General features: G+C 37.6%; 19 protein-coding genes. 16 read left to right on the top strand and 3 right to left on the bottom strand.

The window, feature by feature from the left end:
- The first annotated feature begins 128 nt into the window (after positions 1–128).
- Positions 129–1,928 (top strand): V4R domain-containing protein, encoded by a 1,800-nt coding sequence (locus tag HNR53_RS05375; protein WP_184523588.1) that lies wholly within the window; start codon positions 129–131, stop codon positions 1,926–1,928.
- 90 nt (positions 1,929–2,018) lie between these two features.
- Here the strand turns inward: HNR53_RS05375 and HNR53_RS05370 are convergent, their stop codons facing one another.
- Positions 2,019–3,296, bottom strand: a complete 1,278-nt coding sequence (locus HNR53_RS05370; protein WP_184523586.1) for an MFS transporter — start codon at positions 3,294–3,296, stop codon at positions 2,019–2,021.
- Positions 3,297–3,761: 465 nt separating this feature from the next.
- On the opposite strand from HNR53_RS05370, the gene HNR53_RS05365 reads away from it, so the two are divergent.
- The 7 genes from HNR53_RS05365 to HNR53_RS05335 all read left to right on the top strand — a co-directional run bounded on the left by HNR53_RS05365 (position 3,762) and on the right by HNR53_RS05335 (position 8,453).
- The gene (locus HNR53_RS05365; protein WP_184523584.1) at positions 3,762–4,538 is read left to right on the top strand and encodes an FAD synthetase family protein; all 777 of its coding nucleotides are present in this window, start codon (positions 3,762–3,764) and stop codon (positions 4,536–4,538) included.
- On the top strand, positions 4,514–4,735 hold the full coding sequence (locus HNR53_RS23140) for a HepT-like ribonuclease domain-containing protein (RefSeq protein ID WP_343065276.1): 222 nt from the start codon (positions 4,514–4,516) through the stop codon (positions 4,733–4,735). Before HNR53_RS05365 ends, HNR53_RS23140 begins: the two co-directional genes overlap by 25 nt.
- Positions 4,736–4,917: 182 nt before the next feature.
- A complete protein-coding gene (locus HNR53_RS05355; RefSeq protein WP_184523582.1) occupies positions 4,918–5,118 on the top strand; it encodes a cold-shock protein in 201 nt (66 codons plus the stop codon).
- Between the two features lie 331 nt (positions 5,119–5,449).
- Complete coding sequence (locus HNR53_RS05350; protein WP_184523580.1) at positions 5,450–5,977, top strand: YehS family protein; 528 nt, start codon at positions 5,450–5,452, stop codon at positions 5,975–5,977.
- Between the two features lie 49 nt (positions 5,978–6,026).
- Positions 6,027–6,446: a transcriptional regulator gene (locus HNR53_RS05345; protein ID WP_184523578.1), complete on the top strand. Its 420-nt coding sequence runs from the start codon at positions 6,027–6,029 to the stop codon at positions 6,444–6,446.
- Positions 6,447–6,609: 163 nt separating this feature from the next.
- Positions 6,610–8,010 (top strand): amidophosphoribosyltransferase, encoded by a 1,401-nt coding sequence (gene purF, locus HNR53_RS05340; protein WP_377802011.1) that lies wholly within the window; start codon positions 6,610–6,612, stop codon positions 8,008–8,010.
- A gap of 188 nt (positions 8,011–8,198) precedes the next feature.
- A complete protein-coding gene (locus HNR53_RS05335) occupies positions 8,199–8,453 on the top strand; it encodes a DUF1292 domain-containing protein (RefSeq protein WP_184523574.1) in 255 nt (84 codons plus the stop codon).
- A gap of 203 nt (positions 8,454–8,656) precedes the next feature.
- On the opposite strand, the gene HNR53_RS05330 is transcribed toward HNR53_RS05335, so the two are convergent.
- The gene (locus HNR53_RS05330) at positions 8,657–13,057 is read right to left on the bottom strand and encodes an AAA domain-containing protein (RefSeq protein ID WP_184523572.1); all 4,401 of its coding nucleotides are present in this window, start codon (positions 13,055–13,057) and stop codon (positions 8,657–8,659) included.
- A 255-nt stretch (positions 13,058–13,312) separates the two neighbouring features.
- Here HNR53_RS05330 and HNR53_RS05325 point away from each other — a divergent pair, with 255 nt between their 5' ends.
- The 3 genes from HNR53_RS05325 (at position 13,313) to HNR53_RS05315 (ending at position 17,085) form a co-directional block, all read left to right on the top strand.
- On the top strand, positions 13,313–15,211 hold the full coding sequence (locus HNR53_RS05325) for a heavy metal translocating P-type ATPase (RefSeq protein ID WP_184523570.1): 1,899 nt from the start codon (positions 13,313–13,315) through the stop codon (positions 15,209–15,211).
- A 142-nt stretch (positions 15,212–15,353) separates the two neighbouring features.
- On the top strand, positions 15,354–15,587 hold the full coding sequence (locus HNR53_RS05320) for a heavy-metal-associated domain-containing protein (RefSeq protein WP_184523568.1): 234 nt from the start codon (positions 15,354–15,356) through the stop codon (positions 15,585–15,587).
- Between the two features lie 235 nt (positions 15,588–15,822).
- On the top strand, positions 15,823–17,085 hold the full coding sequence (locus HNR53_RS05315; protein WP_184523566.1) for an ATP-binding protein: 1,263 nt from the start codon (positions 15,823–15,825) through the stop codon (positions 17,083–17,085).
- A gap of 179 nt (positions 17,086–17,264) precedes the next feature.
- Here the strand turns inward: HNR53_RS05315 and HNR53_RS05310 are convergent, their stop codons facing one another.
- Positions 17,265–18,647, bottom strand: a complete 1,383-nt coding sequence (locus HNR53_RS05310) for an S-layer homology domain-containing protein (RefSeq protein WP_184523564.1) — start codon at positions 18,645–18,647, stop codon at positions 17,265–17,267.
- Positions 18,648–18,918: 271 nt separating this feature from the next.
- Between HNR53_RS05310 and HNR53_RS05305 the strand changes: the two genes are divergently transcribed.
- The 5 genes from HNR53_RS05305 (at position 18,919) to HNR53_RS05285 (ending at position 23,538) form a co-directional block, all read left to right on the top strand.
- The gene (locus tag HNR53_RS05305; protein ID WP_184523562.1) at positions 18,919–20,178 is read left to right on the top strand and encodes an extracellular catalytic domain type 1 short-chain-length polyhydroxyalkanoate depolymerase; all 1,260 of its coding nucleotides are present in this window, start codon (positions 18,919–18,921) and stop codon (positions 20,176–20,178) included.
- A 509-nt stretch (positions 20,179–20,687) separates the two neighbouring features.
- Positions 20,688–20,972, top strand: a complete 285-nt coding sequence (locus tag HNR53_RS05300; protein WP_184523560.1) for a Fe-S cluster assembly protein HesB — start codon at positions 20,688–20,690, stop codon at positions 20,970–20,972.
- A complete protein-coding gene (locus tag HNR53_RS05295) occupies positions 20,944–21,414 on the top strand; it encodes a hypothetical protein (RefSeq protein WP_184523558.1) in 471 nt (156 codons plus the stop codon). The genes HNR53_RS05300 and HNR53_RS05295 overlap by 29 nt, the downstream gene beginning before the upstream one ends.
- A gap of 72 nt (positions 21,415–21,486) precedes the next feature.
- Complete coding sequence (locus HNR53_RS05290) at positions 21,487–22,287, top strand: hypothetical protein (protein WP_184523556.1); 801 nt, start codon at positions 21,487–21,489, stop codon at positions 22,285–22,287.
- 231 nt (positions 22,288–22,518) lie between these two features.
- Complete coding sequence (locus HNR53_RS05285; protein ID WP_184523554.1) at positions 22,519–23,538, top strand: SMI1/KNR4 family protein; 1,020 nt, start codon at positions 22,519–22,521, stop codon at positions 23,536–23,538.
- Positions 23,539–23,560: the final 22 nt, after the last annotated feature.

Genomic DNA, 23,560 nt, shown 5'->3' with positions numbered 1-23,560 from the left:
CAGTATACCTAGTGGATTTTTGAAATATAATATTAATTTTTATTGAATAATCAATATAATTCTTTAAAAATTATTGAAATTAATAATATTCTGAATTATTATTTAAATCATAAAAGGGGGAAATACTCGTGCATGATCTTTTAAGTGAATCAATGGCTACCAAAAACATTTTAATGTCGGCAAATGCCTTTCTCACTTTAAAAAATAACTTGATTAAAAATATTGGATCGTATAAAACAAAAGGGTTTTTATTTCGCTTTGGGAAAGAATTTGGCACGGAATCAGCTAAAAACTATTTCCAAAATGGAACGAGGAAAAAGACTGTTGGTAAAATGCATTCAAGATTAGGACACGTAAAAGATGTCACATTTAAAGGGGAAATATTGAAACATCCAGATGGCAAAATCGAATGTATTAATGCAGGGGGAAAATGGGTAGAGTCGTTTGAGGCTGAACTGCATGTTAAAAGTTATGGTTTTGCGACAGAGTGTATTTGTCATACATTATGTGGATTTGCCAGTGGTGCATTATCGTATGAATTTGGGGAATCGATTATTGCAATCGAAACAAAATGCGTCGCAAAGGGAGATCCTTGCTGTCAATATGAAATCCGTCTTGAACAAGATTGGTTACCGGAGCAGGAGAAGTTAATCAACTTGTATCAAAATGATAATATTTTGTCGGAATTAGAAATGACATATGATGCGCTCTTACATCATAAGCATATGCTTGAGAAAATATCAACGTTCCATAGTCAGCTCACACAAAAGGTGACAGATAAACATTCGATGACTGAAATTATTCAATCTGCCTACAACTTACTAAACATTCCGATTTTGATTGAAGATATACATGGTAATCAGTTATGTCAAGTCGGACTAACGGAGGAGCAATTACAAACCATTAAAAACAATCAATCGAATCTATCATATTTAGGAGAAAAAAATAATGTATCATACTATACAAGCAGTTTATATGAAAAATTAGTATCACCTGTATTAATTAATAAAAAAAATTACGCAACGTGCTCATTTTTCTACTTCCCACAACAGAAAATAGAGGGGAATGATTATCAATTTTTAGAAAGAATATCGACTGTGATTGCATTGTATATTTTATATGAAGAGGCACAAATTGAGGAACAGCAGCGTATGAGAAGTTCCATTTTAGAAAGGTTAATTCATAACCAAAATATTCATGACATTGAATCTTATTTTAAGTTTTTGCCCTTTAAATTTCAGCCTCCATTCGCCACAGCTGTCATTCAAATCGATAAAATAAAGCCGAATAAAGAGATTATTGACTTGCATGAACAATTAATCCAAATGTCAAGACTGATAAAAAAATGGGGGCTGCCTTGTATTTTTACGGTCGTTGGAGAGGAAATTTCGTTATTAAACTCACAAATTAACGATAAACAAGCATTTATAAAAATTATGACTAAGATCCTTCAGCAAATGGAGAAGCAAAATGGCAACTATAAATACACAATAGGCATTAGCAGCACTTTTACAGATTTAAAACAATTTGAAAGAACGTTAAAAGAAGCGCGAATCGCTCAACGATTTCCCAATAAAAAGCTCATTACAGACTATGAGGATTTAGGGATATTGGGTGACATCGCTGTAAATATGAGCTTAGAGCAGCTGCATGAAATGGCGAAAAAAACATTAAAAGAATTATATCATTTCAATGACCCGCGAAAAAAAGAGCTGCTGCATACCCTTTATGTTTATTTATTAAACAGGCAGCGTTTAAAAGAAACAATGGAGGAACTAGCATTATCAATCGGCGGAATTCAGTATAGGATTAAGCAAATTGAAGAACTATTGCAAACGACGGTTAAAGACGCTTCAACTGCCTCTTATATTTTATTAGTCATTCAAGCACTTATTTTGTCAGGAGAATTACAATTTGATTTAGAGTAGCAATAAAAAACTCATTGAAAATGGATATTGCCATCCTCAATGAGTTTTTTTATTAGAGGTATGCTAGTTCTCTCACTTTTTTTGTTTACACTATTTTACTGATTCTACTAGAACGGGTGTAATCGTTTTCTCATTTTTCGTGAAAGTTGTTTTGCGTTTTCGCGTCAATAATATGATTACAGCACTAATGATATATAACGCTACAACAATTAATACACCTGAGTTAAAGCCAGAGCGAATATCGTCACCTGCTAATGTAATTAAATAGCCTGTAATATATGGACCAATAATACCCGCCATACTCGTAATCGATAATGAAATTCCTGAAATACTGCCGATTAAGTTTTTTGGTACGATTAATGTTTTAATTGTCGTACCAAGCGGCAGCAGGCACGTATTCATAATGAGCCCAACGGCAAGGAAAGTAACGGATAGAATTGGCGCTTCAACGACCGTTGTTATACCGTAAGCAATAGCCCCTATGATTAATACGACTGTTAACACTTTATCATATGATTTAATAAGGCTTTTATTTTTTTGGAATAAAACGTCAGTATATCTCCCGATGAAGATGGCAAAAATGGTCCCCGCAATCCCCATGCCGGCGAACACGATACTCATTACTTGCACATCAAGACCAACAATTTTCGTTAAATAGGTTGGCGCCCACGTTAGAACCCAGGTGTTGATCCACATCGATACAAACCCTATGGCCATTACGGAAAGTACATAAGGGTTCAACAAAATTTTAATTATATCTTTAAATTGAGCTTCCTGTGTAGAGGGAAGAGTTGCAATTGTTTCCTGTATCGGTTCATTTGGCTGGCTTTTGAAGAAGCAAAATACAACTGCCCAAACTAGGCTGACAAGACCTAATACGGCGAATGTATGCTGCCAACCAACTGAGCCAATTAATAATACTAGAATAGGGGCAGCTAAATATGTACCGAAGGTTGTCCCAGATGTCATAATTGCGTAGGCAGATCCACGTGTTTCATTCGAAAACCATTTCGCAATATGGGCAACACATAATCCATACGTACCACCTTCGAAGAAACCTAAAATGACACGAATGATGATTAATCCGATAAAGCTTTCAACAAAATAGGCACTTAATAAAGAAACTGTCCAACCTGATGCAATCAATATCAGCAAATTTTTTGTATGAAAGCGATACGTTAAAGTACCTAGTATAATACTCCCTATCGCATAAGATGCAAAGAAACTGCTGCCTGCCAAACCAAATTGATCATAATTCAAATGCAGATGACTCATAATCGGTTCTGCAGCTAAGCCAAGGACTGACTTATCTGCGTAATTCAATACAGATAGTGCAAAAATCATTGCTAATACTAACCAGCGCATCATAACAACCCCTTAATAGGCTTTCTAATTCCGTATCGCTCCCAATCCAATAAGATGTTTGTCAATGCATTTATACTATTCGAATCTAATTTTTCACCACTATATCACGTTCAAGTAGATTAAGATTACTTTTGACAATTATCGTATAAAAGGACTATTAAGGAAGGATGAAATAATATTCGTAATATTCAGATAAATATATTCTATGTTAATTTAAATAGTTTTACAATAAAAATATTATTTACTATTAGTATGTTGTTTTGTTGGTTGGATGGAATGGAAAACAACGTCAAATTAGGTGTGAATTGCCATTGATTTTTATTGTTAATATCAATAATTTCAATAAAAAGAATCATTATAATGTTTTATAGATTATTTTATGATAGGACTAACATTAAGAAACTGGAGGCATAAGCAGAAATAGTAATAGCTTCATTGCCTAGCGCTTAATTAAAGGAGGAATCGTAAATGAAAGTGATATATGTTAATGAAGCCAATTTACGTGCTTTACAGGCAGAACCACAAGATGCTGCCATGGCTCTTGGAAACTTTGATGGTGTACATCTAGGACATCAAAAAGTCGTGGAAACCGCAAAGAAGCAAGCTTTGAAACATAAGCTTTTATTGGCAGTCCTTTCCTTTTTTCCACATCCGAAAAGTGTCTTAATTCCAGGATTTGAAGTCGCCTATTTAGAGCCGATTGAGCAAAAAATTGAAAAGCTTGAGCGATTAGGTGTCGATATATTTTATATAGTTGAATTTACTAAGGAATTAGCAAAAATTGAAGCGGACGAATTTTTGCAGCAATATGTTATCGGACTGGGGGCTAAGGAAATTATTTGTGGTTTTGATTATACATATGGTGCAAAAGCGAGTGGTAGAGCTGAAACCATTCAACAACACGTGCCAGCGCATATTGGTGTTACGGTAGTTGATGAGCTAAAGTGGCAAGGGCAAAAAATTAGCTCAACCCTTATTCGAAAGTATTTAAGTGAATGCCGATTACAAGAAATTAGAAGTTTGCTAGGTGACTACTATAAAACAAAGTATTGCTGCAAAAATGGTATTTTACCAAATTACTCACTCCCTAATATAGGTAAATACAAAATTTTAATCGAAGGAGATGGAGTTTTTTCAGAGGCAATCGCAATGGTGAAGTCGAAAAAGAAAATTCTTCTACAATATGACTATCCTGCTTTCGGTAGTGTCCTGACAATTAAATGGCTAGAGAGAATAGAAAATTAATAAATCCCCATATTGAATGGAGAAAGATGGCCGGCATGAAAGATATGATGATTCATGGTTATTTTTCTATTAATTATCGAATTCTATGGGATGTTGTGCAAAATAAAGTTCTTACACTAAAAACAACAAATCCAAAAACTTCTAAAAGAGGACCACAAAGACCTGTCATAAGCCAGCTTTTTGTATGTTGTTTATAAATTTAATAACATTTAATAAAGATAAGAGACAAACTAATTTGCTATTACATCACATATCTGTTATTCTAACTAAGAGTTATTTTTGTTCTTTTCAGACTGAAGTAGATTTTGTTTTTCGTCTAAAGTATTTGAGCAAGGATAGTAACACAATGTGTGGAGACCCGCACAAGGAGGCAATAATTATGGAACAAGGTAAAGTTAAGTGGTTTAATGCAGAAAAAGGTTTTGGATTTATCGAGCGTGAAGCAGGCGAGGACGTATTCGTACATTTCTCAGCAATCCAAAGCGAAGGTTTCAAATCTTTAGACGAAGGTCAAAGTGTAACTTTTGAAGTTGAACAAGGTCAACGTGGCCCACAAGCTGCAAACGTTCAAAAAGCTTAATAATAGCAAACGGCAGACCCTAAATGAAGGGTCTGTTTTTTTATTTGCTTATTTTTAAAAAATGTGGTTTAACTTCATTCAGCAGTAATCCTCCACTTTAGATGGAGGATGAACGCAAATAAGTTTTCCAATTCAGTGGTGGTTCAACCCTCGGCTGAATGAAGTTAAGCCTCCGGCGGATGCCTCGATTTTTCAAAGGAAATTTTTCGAGAGAACTCGAAAAAAATCGGGCACAAATTCGACGGGGCGAATTTGATTTTACTGTGACAACATGGATAGCACCCTAATTTGAACTGCAGTACAAGTTGGTAATTTAATCGGAGGTTTTTAGATGGATAATAATGATATATTAATTAGATTAAGATATGCTCTGGATATAAAAAATTCTGACATGGTAGAGATATTTAATCTCGGAGGTGTTGAATTGACAAAAGAAGAAGTGCTTAAAATACTGAAAAAGTCAAATGAAAGTGATATGGAAGCAGCAGATGATGATCATGATACAGGTGAAAATGAAGACCGGATTGAATGCGATAATCATATGTTAGAGGCATTTTTAAATGGTTTTATTATTTTTAAAAGAGGAAAACAAGATCTAAAACCAGAACAGCCTAATAAATCAGCGCAGTCACTAAAGAGTAATGAAAATGTTAATAATATCCTGTTAAAGAGAGTGAAAATAGCGTTGGCATTAACAAGTGAGGAAATGCTTGATATTTTAGCAGCGGCCGGCGTGGCCATCACAAAAGGAGAATTAGGCGCTGTACTAAGAAAAGAGGGACATAGGAATTATAAAGTTTGTGGTGATCGATACGCTAGAAACTTTCTAAAAGGATTAGCTTTAAAATACAGGGGATGATAAAAGGTCCAGCAAAACCGTGAATATGGATTGGGTGGGAGGACGAAACATGGAAACAATTGTTGTTGAAAAAGACATCAACGTATATTCTATCACGGCAAAATCTTTTCCAGATGGTATTTTAGCTGCTCATCAACAGCTTCATGCATTGCTTCCATCAAGGGAAAGAAAGTACTTCGGCCTATCTCGGCCAGAAAATGGAGGGATCGTTTATAAAGCAGCTGCTGCAGTAGTAGAAGAGGACAAAGATGAAAATATCGATTGCGAATCATTTGTCATTAAAAACGGTCATTACAGATGTATAACTGTATTGAACTATATGGAGGAACTGCAGGGGATTGGGAAGGCATTTAGTAAACTGATAGCAGACCCTGATATCGATCCAAATGGATATTGCGTGGAGTATTATTTTAATGATAAAGATGTAAAATGCATGGTGCGATTAAAAGATATGGAGAAAGAACTGTAGACGTTTTTTCATATTATGAATAGGATGAAATTCCATGAATAACCCCGCTGTGAGGAGCAAAACTAAATAATAGGCAATATGGTTATCTTTGAGTGAAAGTTCTAATTTATATGTATTTGCAAAAAGATGCTTGAGACTCGTTATTTTGAAGGGAGGCTATTCCTTGTTTGGTGTTTGGGGTATTTCAGACGCGGCACGCTTATGTTATTTCGGATTACACAGTTTACAGCACAGAGGTCAAGAAGGAGCAGGGATCGTAGTGAGTCAGGATGGGAATTTAAAGGGCCATCACGGTTTAGGACTGCTAACGGAAGTATTTAAAGAGGAACGGCAAATTGAACGTTTAAAGGGTGAAGCTGCAATTGGTCATGTTCTCTACAGTATGGATGGCAGTAGTGGTATGAGAAATATTCAACCTTTTATCTTTAAATTCCATGATGAGGAACTTGCTTTGGCACATAGTGGAAACCTGACAAATGGGGCTACTCTACGAAGAGAATTAGAAAATGAAGGTGCTATTTTTTCTTCAACTTCAGATACAGAGATTTTAATGCATTTGATTCGCCGAAGTAAAAAGGACACCTTAATCGAACGAGTGAAAGAAAGTTTGAATAAGGTCAAAGGGGCTTTTGACTATTTGATTTTAACACCGAATGAATTGATCGGAGCATTGGATCCAAATGGCTTTCGACCGCTTTCACTCGGACAATTGTCAAATGGCGCTTATATCCTGGCAAGTGAAACTTGTGCATTTGATGTGATCGGTGCTAAGTTCATTCATTCGATTAAACCCGGAGAAATGGTTGTCGTAAATAATGAACGCTACCAAATTGAAAAATATACGGAAGATACAACGGTGTCTATTGATTCAATGGAATACATTTACTTTGCACGCCCAGATTCGAATATTGCGGGTGTTAATGTACATACAGCACGTAAAAATATGGGACGAACGTTAGCGAAAGAAGCACCAGCAGCAGTGGATGTTGTGATCGGTGTACCCAATTCTTCCTTATCAGCGGCGAGTGGTTATGCGGAACAAAGTGGTATTCCTAATGAAATGGGATTAGTGAAGAACCAGTATATTGCTAGAACATTCATTCAGCCGACTCAAGCATTGCGTGAGTTGGGTGTACGAATGAAATTATCAGCCGTTAGCGGGGTTGTAAATGGTAAAAAAGTCGTGGTAGTCGATGATTCGATCGTACGAGGCACAACGAGTAAACACATCGTTCAACTGCTGCGTGATGCTGGGGCGGTTGAAGTGCATATGAGAATTGCTTCACCGCTTTTTTGTTTTCCGGACTTTTATGGAATTGACGTACAAGACAGTAAACAGTTAATTGCAGCGGACCATTCCGTGGAAGAAATCAGGGAAATCATTGGTGCTGATAGCCTTGCATTTCTAAGTGTTAACGGAACGATCGATTCCATTGGATTAAATTTCGACGCTCCTTATAAAGGGCTATGTATGTCGTATTTTACAGGAGAATATCCAACTCCATTGTACGACTATGAAGCTGACTATGTGAAATCACTAGAAAAGCAAACGCATTTAAAGTGATTCTTAGTGGAATAAAATTGAAAAAAATTAGGATGCCTGCCCGCCCATTAATCATATGACATTGAATTAATACATTAAATCTGGATTTCCTGCATGAATCTAGTCTTCTTTAGAAATTACATGATTATGAAACCTTCTAAACGATCATTTGTGCAAGATAATTTAGCAAAAAGAAAAGGGGCTATCTCATGGAAAACATTAAAGTAGGCGAAATCTTTACGAATGACCAGGGCGAGGAAATTGAAGTGCTGGCAGTGGTCAATATGGAAGGGACAGAATACGTTGCAGTCGGCTTTGTGGAGGATCTAAAAGAAGAAATCGAGGGAGACATTGATATTTTCTTTTTAAAGGTCAACCCAGATGGAGACTTCACAGCCATTGAAAGCGACGAGGAATTCGACAGAGTTTCTTCAGCTTTTGATGAAATAATGCAAGAAGACTAATACTTAGCAGGACAAAAGGGGAATATGAGAACCTCAAATAGGGGTTCTTATTTATTTTAAAAAAATCAACATGATAGAATGAAAAGAAATAGGAGAGTGATCGCAGAATCAACTCTCCTATTTGTGATTTAAATATAAAATGCCTAGGTATGATATATCGATATGATAGGGTACTATAACACTATCAAAATTAAAGGAAGAAATTAGGGAAACAGGAGAACTGTCCCCTTGTTTTGTTCAATTCCAACCTCATCGAGTGTTTGCCAAAGGGATGAAAGTGCTTGTTCTGGGTTGTAATAGTATTCGCTGCCTCGTACCCTCCAGAATTTCCAACCGCTTTGTTCTAAGATTTGCTGACGGTTTCGATCGTGTTCGTATCTTGTGCGTCCATCCCATTGATCGCCTTCACATTCAACTGCTAATCGACCATTTTCCCCTTCTACTACTAAATCAATCCGAAATCCTGCTATGTTATGCTGAGGAATCACTTTATATCCTTTAGCTTCGATTTGGTCAAAGACCGAACATTCAAAGTCATTTACGCAGCGAGTCCGATCAGACAGGAGAATTTCTTTTGCCGGGTTCTCGCAATAGGAAAGAAGCTCGTAGCGCAGGTCGGCTTTATTTTTAAAGTCATTGACAGTAGGCGTATGGAAAAGCCATAGCTGATCCTTAGCCCGGCTGACAGCAACGTTAAAACGGCGTTTATCTTTTTTTGTTGTGAGTGCTCTCATTGCCGTATTCCCAGGTGCGGCCACCATACTGATAAACATAACATCCCGCTCATCCCCCTGGAATGCATAGGCATCTCCACAAATTATGTTTCTTTTTTCAAACTCTGTCGTTCCGATGGCATCGACTAGCAAACGTTCAATGAGCTGCGCTTGTCCTTCTGCCTGTAAAGAGATCACACCCATTGATTTCCCTTCGTATAATGGGTTATCGACACACGCCTTAATCTGAGCGACAACAGCCTCCGCTTCGGGTCTGTTTACAACCTTGGAGCCTGTTCCGGTTCTGACTCCATTTGAGATATGGATGGTACGAATCGGTTCCAGGCGGTTAGGCGAATAGTTTCTTAAAGGAACTAAAGGTGTATTCGCATAACTGATTCTGTTTGAGAATTCGATAATTTCCGGCATACATCTGAAATGTTCTCTCAGTGTAATCCGACCGCCAAATAATACATTCGAAAGATCAAAGAAGGAACTTTCAATATCGAGCATATCGGCAAGATTGAAATCGTATAGATACTGTCTGCGCAAGTATTGCACGTCTTCCTGTTTGATTCCGATGTATTCTGGACTAATCTGCTTATCATCCCCAACTACAATCAATTTCTGGGCAATATATTGCAAAATCACCGCGTCAGGTCCGGATTGACTCGCTTCATCTATAATGACAACATCAAAAAGATTCGGCTGCACATCAAAGGTATCGAACACCCGGTATAACGGCATAATCCATGCAGGAATGGCATCACGGCATTGGGACATATGTTTTTGCGCATCTTTTAAATGGGTGAGTACATTCTTTCCTGTGCCTTTTCCGACCTTTTTCATGGATGTCGTCCATGCAAGGAGGTGCTGGCGCTGAATTTCTGTCATGTTGCTTAAAGTAGAGTACCATGCTTTATGGGCACCTAATTCCGTAATGATTTCTTTCATCTGTCGGTCTAGTTCCTTTATTTGCCCAGAAAGCACTGTCTCATCCGTACGGAGGAATTGGATTAGCCAAGTATTCACTTTTGCCCAGTCAATGGCCTGATCCAATTTGTTATATCTATCCAGCCATTTGGGATCCTTGAAGGAATTCATCAATTCGTCATGCATTATCGGCAGGGAGGTTTTTAAACGTTTCTGCAGCTCAACGGCTCGATTGCGTTTTGAACGGTATTCATCCAGCTTGGATAGTCTCACCTTGCTTTCCGTATAGCTCCCTATCTTTCTCGTTTTAATCGCTTCGGTGATTTGAATCACGAGAGAATGTTTATCCGTCCCATAAACGGATTGCTCCAATTTTTCTTCAAGCTCGAGGAATTGGGCCTGGATTTCTTCCAGTTTATTTGAAAAAGATAGAGACTGTAAGGCATGCAGAAGGTCATTGATATGCTGTTCGTCTAATGCTTTTTCAAAAATAACAGGGGTATCAAAAAATTCCTTTCTAGTCTCATCAACAATTGTCTTAATTCTGAGTAATGCTTGAAAAGGACTTAGGAAATCTTTAATCTTGGCTAAATTTAATGAGCGTGATTGGACCAATGGGAACTCCACATTCAATTGCTCTTGAATCATTTGTCTGATGTGCCCAATAATCATTTCCGTATGCAGGACGTCCTCTAGCAGGCTTAGGGTTTCAATGGCATCACATTTACGGCCATTGAAACGCACATCCTTGACAATATACCATGCATCTTTTACAGCTTTAGGCCGCATTAAAGGCATTCCTAATCCTTTGTTTTCTTTCAAATGTGCATGAAGCTGGACCGTATCTTCATACAATTGCGGCAGGACCACTTGTCCATAACCGGTTATCTTTGATAAATTATGTTTCGTTACTGTCTCTTGGATCATTTCAACCGAATGCATAATCTGTTGGTTCAATTCTTCCCAGAACTTGAATTTATTGTCCAGCACATCCTGTAAGGCGGATTGGTGCCATTCATCCTGATTATTTCCCATTTCATGCAGTGCCTTCGATAAATCATCCAGCAGGTGAAGCAATCTTTCCCGCTTTTCTGAAGGAAGGATCGAAAGCTGCATCTTTATTTCCGCATTACTATGTTCATATTTTAATACTTCGTTCTGTAGCGCTGCTTCTTGCTCGCAGCGCTCTTTAAATACAGCTTCATTCCATAAAAGGTCTATTGGCGGGATAGAACCATTGGTTTCTAGTTGAACCTCTCCATTCAGAAAATGAAGCAATTCAATGAGTTCAAGACCTTCATCATTGGTCAAAGGAATTTTGGTATCCATTTCAATAAAGTCCTGAAGCCAATGATATTTTTCCCGCTGTTCATGGATGATTTTGGCAATGCTTTGGGCTGTTCCGCTGTATTTCCCGCCTAACAAGCGATGGTGGAATGTTTCTTTTTCACGCAGTGCAACAAGCTGCTTCTGGGCAGCATCTTTGTTTTTCTTCATTTGCTCCAGTTTTAGCGAAAGCCTATTCATCTCATCCATGATTTCTTCCGGCTGCCATGTATCTTTTGTATTCGAAATATATTGAACGACGGTTTCTAAATCCTTGAATGATTTTGTGTCAGCACCGAGAAGGCTTACGCACAGGTTTTGTAATTCATGAGGAATTTTATCCTTTAATACATTTAAAGCTCTGGCTGTTTCACTCGTGATCAGAATTCTTTTGCCAGAAGCAAGTAAATGGGAAATTAAATTGGCAATCGTATGGCTTTTCCCAGTTCCTGGAGGCCCTTGAACGAGCACACCGTTACGCGTTTTAATATTTTCAATAATTCTCTTTTGTTCCTCGTTTGCTTCAAGCGGAAAAAAAACGGTTGAATCCTCCTGGTGCGTATCGCTCCCCGCTGACACTTCGTCTGGTTGGTGATAATCATCTAATTCTTCAAAAATGCGTTTGATGCCCAGAGGAACCTGAAAATCAGACTCTTTTGAGTGTTCAATGATGGCTGTACAAGCCCGTTGGAATCCTTTTTCATTTCTCTTGCGCAGAATGAGAGCCGGGCTGTACAAGACTTCAGGTTTTACGGCAGCCTCTCTCTTATGATTCAATTCTTCCTCTTTATACGTGCCGGTTGCAGCTAATGAATGGGCGAACGAGCGGCAGATGGAGTCGGTTAACTCTTTATTCCAAAAATTTGGTTGCAGTTCGTCCATCATTTCTAAAATTGGAACGAGTGCTTGATAATCGAGCCGCATTTCCAATTCCAGCATATCCTGCTCCAATTCAGCCTTACTGCCGTCTGCAGAAGGGACGACACGAATGATTCCATTATTGGCATCAAACTGAAAAGAACAAGGAATGGTTAAGATATGCCGGTGAATGGATTGCTGATCGGGCGTTTTCCAATTGAATAAGCCAATACCCACGAGTAGTTCATATTGTTCGCCTAATTTTTTTTGTTTTTGATAAATCGAGAAAAAATGCGTGTACACTTTTTGAATGCTTTCAAAGTGCAGATATTTCTCTTTCCAAGGGTTCCATTTTCCGGTCTTGTAATCGTCAAGAGTATGCTGAATCTGGGGGAAATCGGTTAACCGTAAATGAGGCGGGTTTGTTTCTGATTTCTCTGCATGTTCATCATAGTTTGGATTGGGGATTTTCTCTAATAGAACCGGTTCTGTTTTCATATTCTCAACCTGGAATGAAGGAGATAACCAATCTTTCATTTGCTTCGGAACGGCCGGAAATGGCGGTTTCACAGGTTTCCTTATTTGAATCCAAGTATCATTTACATTGGAAGTAAGGGGAGAAGTACATTCAGGTGCGTTTGGTATTTCATTTAGAAAAATATAATCCTCGTAGTTTTGAATATCTTGAGTTAATGGTACTTTAAGCAGTGAGAGTTCCTTTAAATATGTAAAGAGCCGCGCTGTTCTTTCTCTATCTATAGGAGAAGAATTCATTATTCGTCATCCTTCCTGAAAATCTATTATCTGAAAAATTTTTATACAAAATAATATTATACCATGAGATGTATGATTGAAGATTGGGATTTATTTGAAGAGTAGAGCTATCCACTTATCAAAACGAGGTAAAACAATTCAAAACAGATATAACAAATTGTTGAAACTTGATTCTTGTCAATTCTAAGTAGTAAAAAATACCCTATACTTAAATTATCGACAACAGGAATAAATAAAAGAGGGAGGGAAGCAGCCATGCAAAGATTTATATTGGGGAAGAAAAATCAGATTGCCCTGATGAGTGGAATCTTGATTGTACTCGGATTCTTTAGTCATTTTGTTTTAGAAAACACCACTCTTTTCAATGTGTCATTCGTTATCGCCTCTATTTTTGGAGCAGCACCAATAGCCATCCAAGCCTATCAAGCCCTAAAAGTAAAAGTTGTCAGTATTGATGTGTTAGTCACCACTGCCGTTATCGGAGCTTTTTTTATTCAAAACTACGAAGAAGCAGCGATCGTTACGTTCTTATTCCTCTTCGGTTCTTACTTGGAACAACGCACGTTGAACAAAACACGATCTGCCATCAAGGAATTAACAGAAATGGCACCAGAAAGTGCATGGAAGAAAGGGGAAAGTGGGGAATTTGAGGAAGTAGATGTGGATGAGGTGGACGAAGGAGATATTTTGCTTGTTAAGACCGGTGCAAAAGTTCCTGTTGATGGAACCGTTATCATCGGAGGGGGTCACATCAATGAAGCAAGCATCACAGGAGAATCTGTACCAGTAAATAAAGTTATTGATTCCAGAGTCTTTGCCGGAACCATCTTGGAAAATGGAACGATTCAAATTCGAGCAGACCGGGTGGGGGAAGATACGACATTTGGTAAAATCATTGAATTGGTAGAAGAAGCCCAGGATTCCAAGTCAGAAGCGGAGCGGTTCATTGACCGATTTTCCCAATATTATACTCCAGCCGTATTAGTCCTAGCCCTCATCGTATGGTTATTCTCACGGAATTTAGAACTAGCCATTACCATTTTGGTGTTAGGCTGCCCAGGGGCGCTGGTGATTGGTGTCCCTGTTTCCAACGTCGCCGGTATCGGAAACGGTGCACGTAATGGCATCCTCCTAAAAGGCAGTGAGGTGATCAATGATTTCAGTAAAGTGGATACAATGGTTTTTGATAAAACAGGAACATTGACAGTGGGAAACCCTGAAGCAGCAGAAAGTGAATACTATGGAGAGAACAGGAAGGCAGCGCTTGGATACTTGGCAAGCGTAGAAGGTGAATCCGATCACCCACTTGCAAAAGCTGTCTTAAAAGACATCGGTGAGACGACTGTCTACACGGTAGAAGAGACAGAAGTGGTCAAAGGCGGCGGAATTGTCGCAAAAGTAAACGGTCATCGGGTAGCAGTAGGAAACGTCGCTTTGATGGCAAAAGAAAATATTGCATTGAGCGAAAAAGCGAAAGAAGATGTGAAGCGATTTGAAGAAAATGGAGACTCACTTGTCTTGACGGCTATCGACGGTAAATTGGAAGTTCTAACGGGCATTCGTGATCAAATTCGTCCAGGTATGAGAGTAGAACTGCAAAGGTTTAAAAAATTAGGCGTGAAAAACCTCGTGGTTCTTTCAGGAGACAATCAGGGAACCGTTGACTTAGTTGCTCGTGAACTTGGTCTGACAGAAGCACATGGGCATATGCTGCCAGAAGATAAATCGGCTTATATCAAAAAAATTCAAGCAGAAGGCCGCATCGTCGCTTTTGTTGGAGACGGGGTCAACGACAGTCCTTCATTAGCCCTCGCGGATATCGGAATCGCAATGGGCAGCGGAACCGATGTGGCGATTGAAACATCCGATGTTGTCTTGATGAATTCCAACTTCAGTCATTTGTCACACGCTTTAGGCTTAACAAAAGCAACGGCAAGAAACATGAAACAAAATAACACCATTGCGGTAGGTGTGGTATTGGTCTTACTTGCCAGTGTGTTCTTCAGCGAATGGATGAACATGACCATCGGTATGCTGGTACACGAAGGAAGTATTTTGGTCGTGATCTTGAATGGTATAAGATTGCTGAGATATCGTTTGAGAGGGACACAGTCTATCACAGAAGCAAAAATAGAAACAGCTGAAATTGCATAATAAGTACCACTTAGTTTCAAAGTGAAAGTTGCAAAACTTGATTACCATCAATTAAATTTATGCGAAACAGGGCTATACTTGAATTATAAAGAGGAAGAGAAAGAAGAATGAAGCCTCAAAATGAAAAAAGGAGAGGTTAATTATGCAAAAAGCAACCATTCAATTAGAAACACTAGCTTGTCCATCATGTATGCAAAAGATTGAGAATGCAGTAAAAGGATTGAAAGGGATCCATAAAAAAAGTGTAAAAGTATTATTCAATGCAAGTAAAGTAAAAGCAGATTTTGACTCAGAAACGTTGGCAATTGGCGATATTGAAAAAGCTATCAAGGACTTAGGGTATGGAGTGATCAACTCAAAGGTAAAATCCGCTTAAGGCTGCTCGTGACTGAAGTAACAAAGGATTAAATATATATTCATAGAATCATAGGAGAATCCAGAGGATAGACTGGGTTCTCATTTTTGTTGTGTTAGATTATCACTTTTATGTTTAATGTTTCCAGTTCACTGTTATCTTATAATCATATAATATTTAAATGAGAAGTAATTTTATCTAAAGCCAGAATAAATGACGCAAAACTGTCCCCTTGTTCTGGGGAAGGGAACTATTCATGAAGAATAATGTTAGCCGCAGTAAGAAAATCGCGTTTGAAATATCCATTCTATTCATTTTATCTAGTCTGATTTGGATTTATTCAACTGAATGGTTATTAACAAAGTTTTATACGAAGGATGTTTTTTGGATAAGTATTGCAAAAGGCTTTCTTTTTGTTATTGCAACTGGATTTTTTATAAATAAATTGATTTATAGAAATATGAAAGATATTGAAAACCGGGAGAAGCAGTTACAGAGCCTTGTTGAAAATAATATGGATGCGCTCATACGTTTGGACTTAAAGGGTAATATGATATCAGCTAATCGTGTTACTGGGAAAATAACTGGATATAGTGAAGAAGAGTTGACAAACATGACAATTAAGGACCTTATAGGCAAAGACGATTTGGATAAAGTTCAAAAGCATTTATCAGAAGTAGCAAAAGGGAAGTCTTCCAACGTAGAGTGCAGTTGTACGATCAAAAGCGGGCATTGTATACAAATAAGTATGACAAGTGTACCGATCGTGATAGATGAAAAAATAGTAGGGGTTTTCGTCATTGTGAGAGATATTACAGAATTAAAAGATAAAGAGGAACTTATAAGGAAATCTGAAAAGCTTTCGATTGTAGGTGAATTAGCGGCCGCTGTAGCACATGAAATTCGAAACCCCCTAACCTCTATAAAAGGCTTTCTCCAATTACTACAATATAAGGATTCAAAAGATGAAGAAAAACAGTACTATAACATTATGTTATCTGAAATTGAACGCATCAATTTGATTGTCAGTGAATTCATGGTACTATCCAAACCCCAAGCGATTACCTATCAAAATGAAAATATCACTTCTTTATTAAGAGATGTCATTACGTTGCTTGAGACAATTGCTATTGTTAAAAATGTAGAGGTCACTAAAGAGATTGAATCGGATATGATTTTGGTTAAATGTGAAGGGAATCAAATAAAGCAGGTATTTATCAATATTTTTAAAAATGCCATAGAGGCGGTTCCAAATAAAGGGAAAATCCATATTGAGGTTTCGCATTGGAAAGAAGACCGTGTCCGTATTCGTTTTATTGATAATGGGTATGGTATCCCAGGTGACTTGCTCTCTAGGTTAGGTGAACCTTTTTATACAACAAAAGAAAAAGGAACCGGTTTGGGCCTAATGGTCAGTCATAAGATTATTGAAGATCATCAAGGAAGGATCGATATAAAAAGTGAGATGAATAAGGGGACAACAGTTGATATTATACTTCCAGTTTCCATTGATGAATAAAACATGGGGACGATTCTTCTGTTTTCCTGATTTTTCCCAACCTATAGTTCGATAGTAAAGTACTCTATTTTTCAAACTTATTTCGATAAGTGAGTAGGCATCAAGAATATAAAATATTCTAAAAACAGGAATCTAAGATGAATGACAAAAAGTGAGGACTAATCCTCACTTTCATTTTTCTAAAATTTTTCTAATGGAATGGATATTTCCGCTGGTTTAATGAGAGGATTACTCTTATCTATTTCTCTTTTAAATATCGCTTTTACATAGATATTTCCATTTACTGGTTCAGCTGGCGGGTATAATACTTCAAGGATTTCGATTGTAGCGCCAGGTTGAAGTACGTAATGTTCAATCATAAGAGTACATGCAATGCCGGAAGGCGCCCATTTACTTCCGATTTTGACTGGACCATCTTTCGTGTCCGTGAATAAATCAGCGGCAATTCCTTTGTCGCATCCATTAGTGCCAAAATACGAAATGGGTTCACTGCTTACATTGGTTGCTTTTACCTTTGCGAATACCTTCTCCTCTGATTGATCGATTGCTAATTCCAATTTGATGCCATCCTGTTCTATCGTCTGATTTATAGTATATTCAGGTCCGTTTGTATGAAATTTTAGTTTCAAAGGTTTAGCTAAAGGATTTCCCATTTTTGATGTCATATCTTTTGTAATATATAGATAGTAAGTCTCATTCCTATCATATAGCGCAGTCAGACCAAGTGTGATAGAGGTCGGATCATCTCTGCTAATAATTGGATTAAAAATGTCTAGTCTTTGATTATCCCGTTCGCGGACAACATACATATTTTTTCTCAAATTCTCAAAATTTCTCCAATTTTCGTCAAGTTCATCATTAAACTTGACCACCCATTCATGGGCAATGTCTACTTCTGCTACAGAAGAACCTGGTTCCCATCCTGAAACCGATTCAATCGCAAAGGTTGGTTTCCCTCTGAAGGATGGCTCTAATGCACGTGTTAAAAAAGCAGAAAAGTGTCCGCGGGATACAGTGGCCTCAGGGCGATATGTACCATCCGAATATCCATTTGCTATTCCCAGAGCATAAGCGTTTAATATCGATTGATAGGCTGCCTTACTAGGGGAAATATCCTGAAATGGATTAGAAAGGTGACGATCTTCTAAGTTAAAGGCCCTGTCTAAGATAATGGCCATCTGTCCACGTGAAATATTTTCATGAGGATGATAGGTGCCATCGGAGTATCCCGTAATAATTTTCTTTTCAACGGCCGCAGCGATATAGCCGGAGCCTGTGACATTGGCGGTTACATCGCTAAACTTCGTATTCCGAGGTTCCCCGTTTAACCCAAGCGCACGTCCAATCATAATTGCTGCTTCTGCACGGGTGACCTGTACATCCGGTCGGAAGATTCCACCTTGAAACCCTGTGATGATCTGTTTTGAAGAAAGAAATTCAACTTCTTTGTAAAATGTGTAAGTTTTTGAAACGTCTCTGAATGTACCCGATGCGAGTCCGGTCATGGGTACAGCGAGAAAAAAGATTAATAGAATGATGAACAAACTAAAAAATCTCCGCATGATATCCTCCTTTAGTTATGAATTGACCTGTTAAAAACAGTATACCATGAGAGGTTTCCATTACTTAAAGATAATTACAGAATCCTCCAATAAATCTCTAGTGCCTGATCCAAGTGAAGAATAAAAACATCCATAAGTTAACTGGTTAATCAGTTAACAAAACGATACAGGATCTGTTGTGAATGGTATCGAATATCTTTGTCAAATTAGTGATGTTTAGACAACAATGGAATATGATAGAAAAATAGAGTGAAAAAAGGAGGGTCGCGATTTGGGAGAATTTCTTGGCTTTGCTTATCAGGATTTTAAATACAAGCTTTACATTCCTGGGGAATATCAGGTTGATAAAGAGTGTCCGTTGGTGGTGTTGCTCCATGGATGCAGCCAGAATCCGGATGATTTTGCTGCAGGGACAAACATGAATACACTGGCTGAAAAGGAACAATTCTTTGTCCTCTATCCTGACATGAACCATCCATTTAATCCCGCAGATCCAGCCGGGTATAACCATTTTGGCTGCTGGAACTGGTTTTTAGATAAAAATCAACACCGTGGGCAGGGGCATCCTAAGCTGATTTATGGAATGATTAATGAAGTGAAAAGCAAATACATGATTGATTCCAAAAAAGTGTACGCTGCCGGCTTTTCTGCCGGCGGTTCACAAGCGTGTATCCTTGGTGCTGCATACCCGGATGTATTTAACGGTATCGGCATTTATTCGGGATTAGCCTATGACGCGGCAAATGTGTTATTACTAATTGATCCGCTGGCGAATGAAGCACAAAAAAGGATGGCGACAGGTGTACCTGACCCATTTGAATGTGGAAATCATGCCTTTCAAGAGATGGGAGAAAATAAGAAAAAAATGCGCGTGATTGTTTTCCATGGAAGCTCGGATACAACCGTCAACCCCATTAACGGCGAGCAAGTGATCATCCAATGGGCCCAAACCAATTTTCTCGTTGAAGGCGGTATTGGTCAGGCTGATGTGACTCCCGCCCAGATCCATTCAGATAGTATAAATGGAAAAAGTTATATTTGCTATGTTTATCATGATTCCAACGATAAAGAATTATTGGAGTTTTGGCTGATTGACGAAATGGGGCATGCTTGGTCAGGCGGGACTGAAACTGGTTCTTATACAGACCCCTCCGGTCCAAATGCAACAGAAATTATGTGGGAATTTTTAAGCAAGCATCCACAACAACATGTAGAAAAAAGAAGCGAAACACAGGTCATAGAACGAACTCCAGTATTCGTTGAGTCACAACTTCATCCATTGGAAAGCTTACCAGTTGTTATACCCGTCGAACAACCGCCGGTCAATGATTTTGTAAACCCTCCAGAAAATCCTCCGGCACCAACACCACCTGAACCGGCAGTAGAAATACCACTTGAAACACCAGACAAAACTTCCACTGAGATAAAGGGAGAAAGGATGGATGAATCACCTGGCAAAACATCTATCAAGGACTTTGTTAAAGCCATCCTTGTAAAACTGATGAAAAGGAAGAATAAAACAAAAAAATAAAGCATTCTGGATAAAAAGGCGAACAGTATTTGGTATCTGTTCGCTTAAATTTTTTCTCCAGTCTTCAGTAATCTGGCCAGTTCTTAATGATTGATAAGTTTCGTTGATTGGAAACAAATAACTTTCTACCACCATTGTAAAAACTGGCTCTGTCTTATGGCAAAGCCAGTTTAATACTTTAACAATACTGCTATTGACAAAATATAGAGTCCGTAGAATGTTCATCATTAATGAATTCAAAACCATAAAATTAGTTTTATAATATTATCTGAGGGGGAAGCTGGTGGTTAAGTCTAAGGGGTTACAATATTAGGGCGGTTTAAGTGAAATTATTCACAAGAACAAACAGAGATAGAGCCTGTCAGTGAACCACTGGCTCCTGTTTCATTCTCTAAAAAAGAAAATAATCAGATCAACAAAACAATGCGGTATATAAGACTCAATAAAAGGAAGGAACTACAACACTAGCCATTTTTCTTTTTTATACAAACGAATAGGAGGCTGCAAAAGTGAACATTACTGAAAAAGCAAAAGAATATATCGAACAGACAATGAAAGTCCAAGGAGTTTCTACCTTGCGTTTCTATGGGATCAATGGGTGCTGCAGTGTGAAATTAGGGATTGCTTTGCAAAAGGCTGAGGAAAACGACATATTAGAAGATATTAATGGAATAAATATTGCTATTCAGCCGGGTATGAAAGAACAATTGAGCAGTGTGGTTATCGAGGCGGAAGAAGAAGACGGCGAAATCTTTATTGTTTTAAATGGATACGAAAATACATCTTGCTGTTAGTTCTTCGACAGAAGGACTCATAGGCGGTCTTATTTTTAGCTTTTTCATTGCCACTCATGTCAAGCAAATCAGGACCATCCTTGCCTCATTGGTGGCAATCGTTGTAGGTCTGTTTGGCGGTGCCTTAATCGGTCTTTCGATTTATGATGGCTGCCAGATACCTTTTTTGATTTCCGGAATGCTGGTGGGAGGCTTATTTGGACTGATCATCGGTGCCAAAAAATACGTCCTCCATTTTGCAGTTATCGGTGCCCTTGTATTTGTTCTAGGTAAAATCATATTGCTCTATGTTGATGCTCTCTTCTATCACTTTTTCACTGACTTCGCTTGGGACCAAGGACATATGGTGGTAACGGTGGCATTGAATGCTCTGTTTCACGGGATTGCATTGGGCCTAGGCACAGGAATCTATCTGAAAAGAAGCAGACATAAGCAAGAATAGGTTAAAATATTTATCGTAAAATATATTAACGGGGAACCGATTTGAAAAAAACGATATAAGGGAGTTAGCTGTATGGCTGGTAATGAATCAAAGGTTGTCCAATATCTTTTTGACAATATCGGCAAAATTAAATTAAACCATATTGGTACAGTAGAAAGCATAGGAGCACCTAAAAAAGGTCAAGAAGGTTATATCCAGATAACGAATGAATCAGAAATGCATTTAATAGCTACAACGGATAGTAAGAAGAAAGCGGATGTTTACATAAATGACTTTGGAGTATCGGTTAAGCAGGAGGGAGGGAGTTTTGGATTTAATCGTCTTCAAAGAAAGTCCCTGGATTCAGTTTTTAGTATGCTTGAGTTTCAAAATATTCCTGAAAAGATTAGAAAATTTGATGAGGAAGTAGAAAAGTTCCATCAAAGTAGTGATAAAAAAAGAAATATTGACTGGTCAGTGTTTTTTAATGAGCAGGAATTTTGTGATTTAACTGAACTTTTAATGACTAAATATAGTCCAAAGTACGGTTTTTCCCAACATCCTGCTGACTTAATATTAATTGCTGCAAAAGCTATAAAAACAACCACGGATATATGTGTTATGGATTTTCCTGAGTATTTTAAATTAAAAAAGGATAAACTTAAAATTGCTATTAGAAGGCAGTGGGTGGGTCAAGATAGTACAAGTGAGCATAAACGTGCAGTCTCAATTGCTAAAGTTCCAGAAAATTCATCTTGGGTATTTAACGAAGTATCTGGAGAACCCAGAAACGGCTGGAAATCAGATTTTCCTGAATCTGATAGAAAGACTGTATACTTTATAATGATTGAAGAGGTAAAAGGCAGAATGGGCCGCAAGAAAAAGAACAGATGATGATCGGGAAATTTTTTATAAACAATACTTAAGTTGTATAACTCAAAGTAGAACAAACTAAATTCATGCGCTATCCTAATTGGATAGCGTTTTTTAAAAATTTTCCTGCTCCCCTAAGAGGTAAATGAGGGGATATTCTGATGAGATAACGGAACAGGTTGGGGAAATACATACTTATAACACAATACAATATTTCCAGTGGGCAAGCAGTAATAATACGAGGTGAAATTGGTGGGAAATAGTATATGGAAAAAAGACAATGATATTTATAAGTTGAACACCTTAACTGAAGCAGACATTAAAAAAGCAGAAGATATTTTTAAGATTAAACTTCCTAAAGCGTATGTAAACATTCTTAAAGTTCAAAACGGTGGAGAAATTATTTATAATGCCTTCCCGATACTTGATAATGATTTTTTTAGCGAAGCTTTTATTGAAGTGGAATATATTTATGGAATCGGTAAAAATCCAGGTATTCTGGATTCTCAGTATTTACTAAACGAATGGGAAATACCTGACGGATTTATTCTATTCAATGGAGATGGTCATACTTGGCTCGCTTTTGATTATCGTAATGTATCTTCTGAACCTCCTATCGTTTATGTTAATAATGATAAGGAAACAAAGGTCATAAAAATAGCAAATAGCTTCAATGAATTTTCAGAGAATTTATTTACGGTAGAATACGAGGTTGTAGAAGATAAAGAATTTCATAAGCCTGAATACACAAAAGAAACATTTGAACGTCTTATAGAACAAGATAATGTTGATGAACTATTAGACGCAATAAGTTATCTTTCTCAAATGGAATCCGATATAGAATGGTTAGGTAATGGGTTGTTAAAATTAGCCAATCATCCTGATATAAAGATCAGAAACCAAATTGCAAACAGTGTATGGAACTTCTTAACGTATCAATTAGACGATGAAACCTTACATAGTTTTATAGATATTTTCAAGATGGATACTGATAGTGGCGTACAAGGTTACGCTGAAATGATTATAGAGAAAATCAATTATTCAATTGATGATTTAAAAAGGGATATAAAACGGTGTATTGAAAATGGTGGATATATGGTAGTCAGTTTTATTTTCCAAAAGAATGTATATCACATTTACCAAGAAAATAAGCTGAAGCTTGAAGGACCAAATAATACACAGATCTTCGATTCAGCAGAAGAACTAATAGAACACGCTATTTTGGACGGAATACCTTTACAGGAAATGTGGTGTAATGTAAAAACACTATAAAATGACACTTTATTCTATTTAT

Origin of the sequence: Bacillus benzoevorans (assembly GCF_014207535.1) — a bacterium.
Lineage (GTDB): Bacteria > Bacillota > Bacilli > Bacillales > Cytobacillaceae > Bacillus_BD > Bacillus_BD benzoevorans.
Note: the sequence above shows the minus strand (reverse complement) of the source record. Positions and strands in the feature narration are given on the sequence as shown.